At 68.8% G+C, this 12,171-nt stretch carries 8 protein-coding genes; 3 read left to right on the top strand and 5 right to left on the bottom strand.

The features are described 5' to 3' along the window. Nucleotides 1–12: 12 nt before the first annotated feature. Together HS104_19880 and HS104_19885 are read right to left on the bottom strand one after the other, a co-directional pair. Nucleotides 13–7,008 (bottom strand): hypothetical protein, encoded by a 6,996-nt coding sequence (locus tag HS104_19880; GenBank protein MBE7482224.1) that lies wholly within the window; start codon nt 7,006–7,008, stop codon nt 13–15. Between the two features lie 179 nt (nt 7,009–7,187). After that, complete coding sequence (locus HS104_19885) at nt 7,188–7,622, bottom strand: hypothetical protein (protein ID MBE7482225.1); 435 nt, start codon at nt 7,620–7,622, stop codon at nt 7,188–7,190. Nucleotides 7,623–8,038: 416 nt separating this feature from the next. On the opposite strand from HS104_19885, the gene HS104_19890 reads away from it, so the two are divergent. The 3 genes from HS104_19890 (at nt 8,039) to HS104_19900 (ending at nt 10,538) form a co-directional block, all read left to right on the top strand. Further along, nucleotides 8,039–8,902 (top strand): alpha/beta hydrolase, encoded by an 864-nt coding sequence (locus HS104_19890; GenBank protein MBE7482226.1) that lies wholly within the window; start codon nt 8,039–8,041, stop codon nt 8,900–8,902. 71 nt (nt 8,903–8,973) lie between these two features. Continuing rightward, a complete protein-coding gene (locus HS104_19895) occupies nt 8,974–9,795 on the top strand; it encodes an alpha/beta fold hydrolase (GenBank protein ID MBE7482227.1) in 822 nt (273 codons plus the stop codon). Beyond that, on the top strand, nt 9,792–10,538 hold the full coding sequence (locus tag HS104_19900) for an RNA polymerase sigma factor (GenBank protein MBE7482228.1): 747 nt from the start codon (nt 9,792–9,794) through the stop codon (nt 10,536–10,538). Before HS104_19895 ends, HS104_19900 begins: the two co-directional genes overlap by 4 nt. A gap of 91 nt (nt 10,539–10,629) precedes the next feature. On the opposite strand, the gene HS104_19905 is transcribed toward HS104_19900, so the two are convergent. From HS104_19905 to HS104_19915, 3 genes are all read right to left on the bottom strand, one after another. Then, nucleotides 10,630–11,061, bottom strand: coding sequence for a PIN domain-containing protein (locus HS104_19905; protein MBE7482229.1), 432 nt, complete (start codon nt 11,059–11,061; stop codon nt 10,630–10,632). A 236-nt stretch (nt 11,062–11,297) separates the two neighbouring features. Beyond that, entirely contained in the window at nt 11,298–11,915 is a 618-nt protein-coding gene (locus HS104_19910) for a 4'-phosphopantetheinyl transferase superfamily protein (GenBank protein MBE7482230.1), read from the bottom strand. Continuing rightward, nucleotides 11,912–12,160, bottom strand: coding sequence for an acyl carrier protein (locus tag HS104_19915; GenBank protein MBE7482231.1), 249 nt, complete (start codon nt 12,158–12,160; stop codon nt 11,912–11,914). The genes HS104_19910 and HS104_19915 overlap by 4 nt, the downstream gene beginning before the upstream one ends. Nucleotides 12,161–12,171 lie beyond the last annotated feature (11 nt).

Raw genomic sequence — 12,171 nt, forward strand, 5'->3', positions numbered from 1 at the left:
GACTCGGACCCCTCAGCTCGCCGCGAGCTGCTTTCGCCGTGAGCCGACGTAGACCTCGCCGGTCGTGCCGTGGATGCTCACCACGTCCCCCTTCTTGATGCGGTGGAGCACGTTGCCCTGAGCATCGCGGATCAGGGCCTCGTGCCGGTCCCCGAAGACGCTCAGGTTCTGACCGCTGACCACGCCCGAGTAGTCACGATCGAGCCCGTTGCACGCGACGGCCGCGTGCGAGGTCGAGCCGCCGCGAGCGGTGAGCAGCCCACCCGCGGAGATGATCAGCGGGATGTCGTCTGGCGTCGGGTTCTCGATGATCAGCAACAACCCGTCCACGTCGTCGCGCTGACTGAGATCGACCTTGGACAACTCGGCGAGATCGGCGTCGTCGAACACCGCCAGCCCGCGGAAGCCGCCGCCGCGCACTCCGAGGCCGCGCGTGGCGGGCTCGCCGGGCTCCAGAAAGCGGTCCGTCGCCTGGTCGATGCGCGCCTCCGCACGTCGCGTCTGCAACACGCTCAGCACGCCCCGCTCCACCGTGAACTCGATCTCCTGGTCGGTGCCCATGAAGCGCCGGATCTTCGCTACCGCGTGCTTGAGCCGCGTCTCGAGCATGGGCATCAAGGTCTCCAGCTCGCCGATCGGGCGGAACGAGTCGGCGAAGGTGACGCCGCTCACCAGATCGTCCCCGGCGGCCGAGAACTTGACCTCGCCGTCGAACGCCCGCACGCCGGCGCTCGTCGGGAACGTCCGGGTGATGACACCGGTCAGAGAGGCGCGCGTCTCGTCCATTCCCGGCTCGATGCTGTCGTTGACGCTGTTCCCGAACGCCATCTCTTGCACGATGACGGCCGTGCTCCAGCTGTGGCAAAGGCCCTTGATCTCGCGGAAGCGGCTCGCCGTGTCCGCGTCCCAGCAGGCGTAGACGGCGTTCACCGCGCAAACCAGCTGTGAGAACGGGTCGGCCAGCGCCGCGTCGAGCTCTCTGCCGTAGCCGGCTTCGCGCAGCCGGCGCTTGGACTCGTCGGCGACCTCCTTCATCGCCTCCCAGGGCAGCTCGTGCTTGTAGCGCACGCCGTGGCGCTGCTTGGCCTTCTCGACCAGATCGTGTTGCTCGAGGTCCACGCCCCAGACCGCGCCGGAATACGATGCCAGGAAGCGCCGGTACGAGTCGTAGGCTCGCCAGGGACCGTCCGCGGCGAGCTTCTCGGCGATGGCGTCGTTCATGCCGACGAACACCACGGTGGAGAGGATGCCGGGCATGCTGAAGACCGAGCCACCGCGCACCGCGAGCACCATCGGGCTCTCTTCCACCACGCCGAAGCGCTTCTCGACGCCGTCGCGCCGACTGACGTCACGCTCGAGAATGGCCAAGTGCTCGGCGAGCTCGCGGCGCAACCGCGCCGGATCGCGCCGCTGGAGGCCTGCTCGGCCGTAGCTCGTGGGCAAGACGAAGCCGTCGCGGGTCGGGACGTTCAGGTAGCTGATGTAGCAGAGCCCGCTCCCCTTGCCGCCGTAACGCTCCCGCAGGCTGCGTGTCCCGCTCTCGTCTCGCACCCATTCGGCGATCGCTGCACGGTGCGAGATGTGGAGCACCGGGTCGGTGACTCGTGCGAGGTCCAGCTCGGGCCGCGGCTTGCGCAGCGGCTCCCCCCGGGCGAGCCGCGCGCGCACGAACGTCGCGGCGAAGTCCGAGAAGCTCACCATGCAGTTGAGGTCGTGCATGTAGCGCTGGATGTTGGCGAGGATCTGCCGCAGGTCGCCGGGCTGCAGCCCGAGGCGCTCCTGCATCTTCTCGTACGGCATGGTCACCCGCTGGCGCACCCGGTGGTAGACGCGCTCGATGTTCTCGAGCACGTTCAAGAGCTCCTCGTCGCTGCGCATCGGATCGGCGAGCATCACGCCGAAGTCGTTCAGCTCACGCGAGAACAACCCGTCGAAGCGCAGGTTCGTCGCGCACATCCGGATGATCTCGACGCACTGAGCGAGGTCGACCCCGTGCTCGTGATAACTCGTGGCCACGTGCCGGAGCGCGAGGTAGCCCATCTCTTCGAGCAGTCCCTCGAGCTGACAGAGGTAGTAGCGCTGCTCGTCGAAGGCCGCGTCTTGAATCAGCTTCACGATCAGCGCGCGTGCCGTGCGCGTCTTGTCGAACGCCTCGAAGAAGCGCTCGGCCTCGTGCGCCTCCAGCGTCTGCGCAAGGGCGTTGAACAGCTCGTCCTGGTGGGCGGCGCGGATCTCGCGCACGAAGGCCTCCACGCCTTCGCGCAGCGCGCGCTCGGTGGACTCGCGGTCGAAGCCGGCCTCGTCGGGCTTCTGCTGCGCGGCCTCGGCGATGCGCGTTCTCAGCTCTCCGCCAAGGCCTTCGGGCCACCAGAAGCTCTGGGTCTTGCCCTCCAGAATGCGCAGGTGATGGTAGTAGACCCAGCGGTTCTTCTCGATCAGACCCTTCTCGACGATGGTCTCGAGCTCCTGTTCGATCGAGCTCCCGAACTCGCAGCGGGTGAGCACCTCGGCATAAGATTCCTGCCACTCCTCGATCCGCTTGACGATCTGCGAGGTGCCGAGCAAGCGCTGCAGGTCGTCGACCACGCGTTCCAAGATCTCGAGCGGCTCGCCCTTGCCGCGGGCGTCGTGGTCGGCCTTGCTCGGCTCCCCGAAGCCGAGGTTCGCCAGGCCCGCGCTGTCGCCGGTCTGGAGAAACTCACGGTAGGCGAGCGCGATCTGCAGCGTGCGCTTCCCGAGCGCGTGGTGGCACGTCCGCCTGAGCTCGTTCACCACCGCGCTACCGGGCACCCGGATCTCGGCCAGCTCGATGGTGTCGTTCCACAGCCGGTCGATCACGTTCGGCTTTCCCACCAGGCTCGACAGATTGCGCACGACGAGGCGAGACAGGAGCAACAGCCGGCGGCGCAGGGGGCCGTTCAGGAAGCGGGTCAGCTGCGCCGTGAGGGCTCGGATCTCGGGCTGCAGGTTCTTGGCCCCCAGCAGGTCCTTGACGGACAGGTGGCTGAGCCGCGCCGCGAGCGCCCTGAGCCAGAACACCGCATGATTTCGGTTGGTCGTGGCGTTGACCTTCTCGAGCAGAGCCGCGACGTCCCGGATGCGGACGATGGGAAGCAGCGGTGTCTCTTCGGGGCGGACCAAGTAGAGCAGGGACTCGAGGTCGATCGGCTCGCCGCTCGCGCCGGCGACGCGCAGCACCAGGGCGTCCGTGAAGATCGTGCCGGGGGCGAAGCGCCTCTCGACGAGCACCGAGCTCTGCTCGGCCGCGGCGCGATGCAAGCTCAGCTCGTTGTCGATCAGGTATGGGATCAGCAGCTGCTCGCCGCTCCTGAACACCCGGTTGTTCACGATGCCGAAAGGACGCTCCGGTCGGGCGAGGCGTGACTTGGCCGCGAGGTAGCCGCGGAGCGCGGCCTGAAGGTCGGGCTTTTCACCGAGCAGCGTCGAGGCCAACGCGCGGTCGAGCTCCGCCAGGACGGCGGCGTCCGGGCTCGGCGCTCCGGCGCTGGCCGGCGGCTCCGATTCTGCTGACTCCGGCTCCACCTGCTCGGTCGGCGCGAGCGCGCGCGCCGGCGAGTACGCGTCCCGCAGCGCGCGGAAGTAGTCCTTTGCGAAAGCGACGTCGGGGCCGTCGCCTTCGCCCCGCGCGAGCTCGCCGAGCGCGTGCTCTGCGAGCGCTGCCGGCGGCTCGGTCACGTGCTCGCGGATCCAGCGCACCACGCCGGCGGCTCCGACCATGCGATCACCGGCGGGTTGCTCCTTCCCGAGACGTTCGAAGAATCGACGCGTGAAGCCGAAGTCCCCCTCGGCGAGCTTGCGCGTGGCGTCGAACGCGAGCGACTCGTAGCGAGCGGTCGCGTCGCCGGGGATGCGCTCGAGTGACGCTTCCCGTCGAGCGTAGGCGGCGACGTAGCGGTAGACGCCCTTTGGCCCGAACGCCTCGAGCTGGTCGGCGTCATAGAGGAGCTGCGCCTCGAGCCCCGCCTGCTTGCGCCGCTCGACTCCCGCCGAGCTTCGATCTTCGTGCAGCACGATGGCATCGGCCACGCGCTCGACCTCTCTCTCGCCGAACCCCCGGAGCTCGGGCAGCAGCGCCCGCGCGCGCTCCGCTCCTTCGGCTCCGTGAGGGGCCTTCTCCGCGGCGACATCGTGCAGGCCAATCGCAGCCGCCAGCACGCGCCAGTCCACCTCTTGCTCCACACCGAGCGCGGCGACCAGGCGCTCTGCTCGGCCGAGGAGGTCCTTGGCGTGTACGAGGCCGTGATGAGCGTCGTTGCGGTAGCCCGCTCCGAGACGCTCGGCGATCGAGTCGAGCACCTCCGCCGCGACGGCCGGCGACGCGCTCGTCGCGGCCAGCTCCGGCGCCCGCTGGGCCGGGACCGGGAGCAGCTCCGGCACGAGCTCCGGCTCCGGCTCCGGCTTCGGTCGGGCTCTGCGCGGAGGACGTGGCGGCTGGGCGCTCGGCGCCACCAGCTGGGGCTCGGCGCCCGGCGCGAGATAGATGCCGGTGAGCTCGCGCAGCACGTCGTGCAGCGGCTTGCCTTCGCGCTCGAGCAGACCCGTCACCTCGCGCAGCGCTGCGACGTAATCTTCGAAGCGGCTGCCGGCGATCTCCACACCGTGGAGCGCGGCGAGCCGGTCCACGATGGACATCATCTCCTCCCGCAACAGCTCGTAGAGCTCCTTGCCCTGCACGCGAGCGATGGCGCGCCCCAGCGCCAGCGACACGCTCAACATGGCGTTCATGCCGATGTTCTGCTTGCGCTGCATCACGCGAATACGGTCTACCAGCGCGGCATCTTCGGCGATTTTGCCGCGACGGGTGGCGGTTCGGAGCTCGAGGCCGAGCAGCGCGCGGTCGAGGTCGAGCAGGCCGAGCTCCGCCACGTTCTTGCCCTCGAACCACGGCGCCAAGATCCGGGTCACGTTGTCCACGGCTCCGAGACAACCCTTGCCTCCGTAGCGCTGCGCGCGAAGGTAGAGCTCGGTGAGATCGTCGTCGCCCTCGGCGCGGATGCGGGCCTCGTCCAGGCCCTTCTTGAACGCGTGGACGCCGAGCTCCACGTCCTTGAACAGCGAGGGGAAGCGGTCGACCACCTCCTTGTGCTCGGCATACTCGACGGCGGAGTCGACCAGGTGGATGGCCTCGCCGGTCCCGGCCGACGTCCCGAGCGGCGTCGCGCCCCTGAAACGCAGCGAGACGCTGCCCGCGGGCAGCCAGATCTCTGCCGTGCTGCCCACCGTGGGAATGCCCGCGTTCGTCGGCTCCTCGTAGCCCCGGATCTTCCGCACCAGCGCCTGATCGCCCTCGGCGAGCCCCTGGCTGTCGAGCGACTCGTCGAGCTTCAGCAGCAGCTCGGACACGGCCTGGTACTTCACCAGCCGCTCGGTGTTGGCGCCGCCGCCGGCCTTGAGCCCGAGCGAGTTGGCCGCGAGCGCGATGTGCGCCTCCATGTCGTCGTTGGGGCTCTTCGAACGGTGCGACACCACCAGCTCGAGGCCCTTGCCCAGCGCCACCAGCATCGCCAGCAAGGTCTCGTAGAGGGACCCAATCTGGTTGGCCTTGATCAGGGCGCAGTTGATCAGTCCCTGATCGGCGGCCTGCTCGATGGTCTTGTCGTTGGTGGTGACCAGGTCGTCGCCGATGATGAACACGCTCTTGCCGAGCTTCTCTTCGAGCAGGCGCCAGCCCTCGTGGTCGTTCTCGGAGAAGCCGTCTTCGATGGACAGAAGCGGGATCTCGTACTTCTCGATCGCCTGGGTGTACACCTCGAGCACGCCGTCGCGATCGAGCACCGTCTTGGCCTTGTCGCGCCAGAACAGGTACATGCCCACCGCGTCCGGGACGTTGTGCTCGTCCCGATACGCCAGCTCGAGCTCGCTCAGCGCCGGATCGAGCGCGATGGCCACGTCCACACCCGGACGGCAACCGCAGTCGGCGATGGCGCGCTTCATCATCGACCAGAGGCGCACCTCGGGCAGCGGATAGTCCCCCTTCTCGATGTAGGGAGCGAGCCCGCCCTCCAGGCCGATGCCCATCACGCGGCAGCCCTCTTCCTTCTCGATGATCTCCTTGAGCCGGTTCTGCAGCCGGACCGTCAGCTCCTGCGCCTCCTGATAGCTCGTGGCCGAGAGGATCAGGAACATCGCCTCCTGCATGCTCACGTTCGACTCGGGGTACTCCTTCTCGGTGTGGCGGCCGCCCATCCCGCAGTTGCGGAACTGCCAGGGAGCGGAGACGGCGCCGAGGCGCGGGTGAGTTCCCGTCTGCATCCGGGTCCCGAGCATGCGGCGCTTGAGCTCCGGCGCCTGCGCCAGCCAGCCCGACAGCTCACCGACGGCCCTGGCCTTCTCCTCGGCCTGCCGCTCGCGGTCACGGAATGCTTTGTACTTGCCAGGGTCGGCCAGCTTGAAGTCGAGGAACGAGACCACACCAATGCCCAGGAGCAGGCGGCCCAGGTAGATGGGCACGGTGTGATCGCCGGTCAGGCCGACCGCGAGCAGCGCGATGGCCGGCGGCAGCGTGAACAGCGCTGCATTCCGACTCGCTCGCGGACCCGCCGCAGAGACGGCCAGGTTGTAGGGAGCGTCCGGGTAGTAGTTCAGTCCCTCGCGCTTGATGCCCGGAGCCTTGCCGTAGGGAATCAGCAGCCCGAGCTTCACGTACCAGAAGAGCCGCGCGGCGAGCGGAGCTCGCAGCCGCTCCTGGACCTGCTCGAGCACGCTCTCGCTCAGCGCGTTGAGGCGCGCAGCCGTAGAGAAATGGCCGAGCTCGTGCCAGGCGATGCAGAAGTGGAACGTCACGTACGTGAACAGCGCCGAGACCAGCGTCTCTGGGCTCACGAAGATGAAGCCGAGGACCTGCCCCTTCAGGAGTGACTCGGCCGGGAGGGCCAGCACCGAAGAGATGAACGCGACGTGAAACGCCACGAGGATGTGGTTGGCGATGACCCAACCTTCCTGGAGAGCAGCGCCACCGCTCGGTCGCTGCCCGTGTGCTCGTTGCATGGCATCCTCCTTCGGGTCGGGGATGTGCCGATCCGGAGCGTACCGAAAGCAGTCGGCAGCACGTTGATCGATCGCAACAACGACGAAGCGCGTCCGTCCTCGAGTGCGCGCGACTTGCGCCCAGCGAGCTCGCTCACCCCCGGAGACGCACTGAATGCGCGTCTCGAGCTGGTCTTCACTCAGATCTTGGCGCAGCTGTCACCGGGGACCCCGCCAGCGGTCACGGGAACGCACTGCTCCCCGCTCGCGCAGTCGTCCTTGGTGTGACAGCGACGTGCGACCCCGGTTTCGCAGGCATCCGTGCTCGCGCAGGCAAACCCAGTCGTCAGGGTGCCGCAGCACGGATTGCCGGCGCAGTCTTCCGGGCCGTCGCAGGCGAACCCCGGGTCGCTGCCGCAGCTCTGCGCGCAGCTGGCGGCACCGCTGAGCGGGACGCAGCAGCTCTGTCCCGCGGCGCAGACGGCACCGCCCGCGCACTCCGCTCCGGCTTGTCCGGACGAGCCGCTGCTGCCGCCGCTGCCGGAGCCCCCGTCATCGTCGCCGTCGCCGCAGCCACCCGCGCCGCAAGCGAGACCCAGCGCACCCACCCACCACCATCGAGCGAGATTCGACATGGTCGCGCGACCAGCAAGGTGCGCGCCAAGTGGGAAAGGTCGCACGGCGAGCGACGACTCCGCTCCGACCCTGACGGCGCTGTCAGCGCTGTGCCCCGACGACCACACCGGCGAGGCGGAGCCCACCCCGGTGCAGGGGGAGCCACGCTGCGCGTGATCGGGTCAATGCCCATGGCCTGGTCGGTGCGCTTTCCGCTATGTTGCTCCGATGAGCCTCTCCGTCGCGCTGTTGCAGGTGATCGAGAAGCGTGGCGGCGCGTCGGAAGCCGACAAGAAGCTCGTGCGGATGCTCGCCGGACTCGGCAGCGCAGAGTGAGCCCCCTCGGACTTGCAGCAAGGCGGTGAGTATCGGTTGCAGCGCGGGGCGGGCCGCTGGCGGTTCCATCCGATCCGCGCCCCTCACCCGTTGAAGGGGCATGGGAAGCTCGGTCATCCGCAGCGACGCCGAGCGCGGCCCCTCACAGGCGCTGGCTCTCAGGCTCGCCGCCCCGTCCCTGGCCTACGACAGTTACGGCGCGTCTGGCCCGACGGTCGTATTGCTCCACGGCATTCCTGGCTCACGCAGGACGTTCGCGGAGGTCGGTGGACGGTTGGGGGAGACCTGTCGAGTCGTCGTGCCCGATCTCCTCGGCTTCGGCGGCTCGCCCGACGCGCCCGCGCACTACCACGCAGCCGAGCACGCGGACGTCGTAGTGCAGTTCCTCGAGCAGCTCGGCATCGAGAAGCTTCACCTCGTGGGCTTCGACTTCGGAGGTCCCACGGCCATCCGCGTCGCAAGCCGACTGGGCAGCCGCATCCAATCGCTCACGGTCGCCGCGACCAACATGTTCCCCGACACGCCCATCCCGCCGCCTCTTCGAATCGCGAGGGTCCCTGTCTTGGGCTCGCTGTTCTTCCGACTCGCGTTCGGCACACTCGGGCTGATGGCGATGTGGCTCGTCGCTGTGGCCGACCGAGCAGCGTTTCCCTTCAGGCGGTATCGGCTCGCTCTCGAGGGTCGCGGCGTTCGCTCGACGCGCCGAATCTTCCTCGGCAGCATGCGAGACCTTCCTGGGCTCTACGCCGAGGTCGAGCGCATCGGCAGGACGCTCGAGATTCCGTCGCTCGTCCTCTGGGGCGACCGAGACCCATTCTTCCCAACGGCCGTCGGCGAGCGCACTGCGGAGGCTCTCGGCGCCGAGCTTCGCGTACTGACGGGGTGCGGGCACTTCGTCCCCGAGGAGCGCCCTGCGGAGACCGCGGACGCCATCGCGGCTCTGGTCGCGCGGAGCGGCGCGTGAGCGTCGAGCGCTGCGTCCGGCCCGGTTGGCTCACCCGGGATCTGTTTCCGTGCGAGAGCAAGTTCGTGAGCATGGCCGGCCATACGATCCACTACGTCGACGAGGGCAGTGGGCCGACGCTCCTGATGCTTCACGGCAACCCCACGTGGTCGTTCGTCTACCGCCACCTCATCGGGCTCTTGCGCGACCGCTTTCGATGCGTCGCGCTGGACTACCCCGGCTTCGGTCTGTCGGTCGCCGCCAAGGGCTACGACTACCTGCCCGAGAGTCACTTGGGGGTCGTCGAGCGATTCGTCGAACGCATCGGGCTGGACGAGCTCACCCCCGTGGTGCAGGACTGGGGAGGACCGATCGGCCTCGGCCTCGCCGGCCGGCACGCTGAGCGCGCTCGCGCCCTCGTCGTCCTCAACACGTGGGCGTGGCCTGTCGCGGACGACCCACACTTCGTGCGATTCTCCCAGCTGATGGGCGGCCCGATCGGCGGCCTCGCGATCCGATACTTCAACGCCTTCGTGAACGTCATGATCCCTCTCGGCACACCGCGCCGGAAGCTCACCGCCGAGGTGATGCAGGCCTATCGCCGACCCATGAGCACAGCCGCCCGTCGGGAAGCCACCCACATCTTTCCCAAGGCGATCGTCGGCAGCACGCCCCTGCTCGCCACCGTGGAAGCCGGGCTGAAACGGCTCGCCGACAAGCCGGTCCTCCTCTGCTGGGGGGACGAGGACATCGCCTTCCGGGACAAGGAGCGGGCACGGTTCGAGAAGGCCTTCTCGCGGTCCCGTACCGTTGCGCTCCGCGGGGCCGGCCACTATGTCCAAGAGGAGTCGCCCGCCGAAATCGCCGCCGCGATCCGGACGTGGTGGCCGGAGGACGTGGAGGGCCAGGCGTGAGCGCCGGCGAGCAGGTCGCCGCGGCGTTCCAGTCGAACCGCAAAGCGCTGACGGGGTATCTGACGCGGCTCGTCGTTCGAGAGGAAATCGCGGAGGAGCTGGTCCAACAGGCCGCGGTCCGCGCCCTCGAACAGGAGAGCTTGCCAGAGGATGCCGCGGAGCTGCGCGCGTGGTTCTTCCGAGTCGCCACGAACCTCGCGCTCGATCACCTTCGGAAACACAGCACCTGGCGAGAGGGGGTTCTCGGCGAGACCCGCGGTCGCGCCGAAGCGGACGCTGGATTCGTCGCGTCGTCGCGGCTCATGGCCGGCTCCCCGGAGCTGAAGACGATCGCGAAGGACCACCTCGCCGTGTGCTTCGCCTGCACGCTTCGGAACCTGCGCAGCGAGGAGTCGGCCGCGCTACTCCTGAAAGAAGTCTACGACTTCACGGTCGACGAGGTCGCGCGCGTCATGGGCGCGAGCTTCGGGCAAGCGAAGGCTTGGATCCAGTCGGCCAGGGCGCAGCTGAAGGCGAAGTACGACGTGAGCTGCGCTCTCGTCGCTCAGCAGGGCGTCTGCTTCCAGTGCGTCGAGCTCGACCGATTCTTCCGAGCCGACGAGGGCGATCCGCTCGCGGGAAGCCAACGCGACGTGGATGCCCGCCTGAGCATCGTCCGCGAGCGACGGGACGCGCCGCTCGGGCCATGGCATCGGCAGATGATGCGCCTCGTCGAGGAAGTGCTCGACGAGGGCACGGAATGACCGAGCTTCCTCCGGAGCGCCCCACCCCGCCCTCGGTCACCCCGCGCTCTCGCCCGGGCTCTCGCCCGCGCCAGCAACGCCGGCCCGCGTGCTAGCGCGCCCGGCCCGAGCTGCGAAACGGGTTCTCGACCCGAACGTCTCCGTAGACCTGTCCGTCGTTCAGATCCTCGGTATAGAGAACGCTGGCTCCGAGCGCGTGCGCAGCGGCCACGATGGCCCCATCCCAGTACGAGATTCGGAAACGGGCTTCGTACCCCGCCGCTTCCACGACCAGCGCGAGGTCGATTGGCACGATGGGAGCTAGGGAGATGATGTCGATGAACTCGAGCGCCTCTTGATCCGTCAATCTCGTCCTGATCTTCTGCGTGGCGTTGACGAAGAGCTCCTGGAGCACCTGCGCCGAAACGCCGAAGTCTTCGCGCCCGAGGATCTCGCGCGCGCGGCGCGCTTTCGCGCCCTCGGCGAGATCCGACGAGACCGCGTAGAGCAGCACGTTGGTATCGACGAAGACCTCAGCGTTCATGTGCCTCCGCGAGGCCTTCGAGGAACTCGCGGACCAGGGCGTTCACCGTGGTCTCGCGCTCTGCCGCGATGCGGCGCACCTCGCGCAGGGTCTGCCCGCGCCCGCGCCCGCGCTCTCGCCCGCGTTCCCTCCCGTTTCCCTGCGCGCTTGCGCGCTACTCTCGCCGCCCCTCGCCGCCCCTCGGTCACCCCTCGCCGCCCCTCGCCGCCCTGCGCGCTGGGTTCAGTGGTGCGCCCCTATCCTCTCCTGCCCGCCAGCGCCGCCGCGACGTACCGCCCGTCGTGCGACAAGCTCACGTCGAGGCCGGTGGGCACGCCTCGGTCGCACAGCCTCGGCGGCTCGAAGCCGTCGTAGCTGGCGGGCGACGGCCGGCGCTCGACGCTGAGCTCGGCGCCCGACACGCCGAGCACCTCGGCGGCCATGCGGCACAGGAGCTCGCGGCCGGCGGCGCTCGCCCGCGCGTGCTCGCCCAGCTCGCTGACCTCGAAGCGGGGATCCGCCGGGCCGACGCTGGCGAGCGCGTGCACCCATCCTTCAGCGTGCCCGACTCGGAGCGCGATCTCGCGGTCGTCGTAGCGCGACGAGCCGAGATCCCCCGCGACCTCGATGCGCTTGTGCGAGAGCCCGGGCTCCTCGCCGAGCTTCACCAAGAGCTTGTAAGCGGCCTCCTTCGCGGCGAAGAAGCACCAGAACAGGCGCTCTGGATCCTGCGCCGCTTCGAGCACGCGCCGCTCGGCCAGCGTGCAGACCCGCTCCACGTACCCCGGCCGCGCGAAGGACTCGCGGTTGTCCGGGTCGCCCAGGTCCACCACGTCGTTGCCGACCAGCGCGAGCTCGCCGAGTATTGGCGTCATGCCTTCGCCGCGAGGATGAGCTTCACCGCGTCGCCGATGGTCTTCACCTTGTCGGCGTCCTCGTCCTTCACCTCGATCTCGAAGGCGTCCTCGATCTCGAGCACCACGTCCACCAGGCGCGCGGAGTTGACCTTCAGGTCCTTCAAGATGGAGGTCTCCATGCCGGCGCCGGCCAGCGCCTCGGGCGCCTTGGCGAACGGCTTGATGATGGACACGACCTTCTCGAACACTTGTTGCTCAGACATGCTCATGGTTT

Source organism: Polyangiaceae bacterium, assembly GCA_015075635.1.
GTDB lineage: Bacteria > Myxococcota_A > Polyangia > Polyangiales > Polyangiaceae > JADJKB01.

Excerpts from the sequence above, each read along its gene's own strand:
- HS104_19915 (MBE7482231.1), bottom strand. The coding sequence starts at position 12,160 with ATGTCTGAGCAACAAGTGTTCGAGAAGGTCGTGTCCATCATCAAGCCG.
- HS104_19880 (MBE7482224.1), bottom strand. The coding sequence starts at position 7,008 with ATGCAACGAGCACACGGGCAGCGACCGAGCGGTGGCGCTGCTCTCCAG.
- HS104_19885 (MBE7482225.1), bottom strand. The coding sequence starts at position 7,622 with ATGTCGAATCTCGCTCGATGGTGGTGGGTGGGTGCGCTGGGTCTCGCT.
- HS104_19905 (MBE7482229.1), bottom strand. The coding sequence starts at position 11,061 with ATGAACGCTGAGGTCTTCGTCGATACCAACGTGCTGCTCTACGCGGTC.
- HS104_19895 (MBE7482227.1), top strand. The coding sequence starts at position 8,974 with ATGGCCGGCCATACGATCCACTACGTCGACGAGGGCAGTGGGCCGACG.
- HS104_19890 (MBE7482226.1), top strand. The coding sequence starts at position 8,039 with ATGGGAAGCTCGGTCATCCGCAGCGACGCCGAGCGCGGCCCCTCACAG.
- HS104_19910 (MBE7482230.1), bottom strand. The coding sequence starts at position 11,915 with ATGACGCCAATACTCGGCGAGCTCGCGCTGGTCGGCAACGACGTGGTG.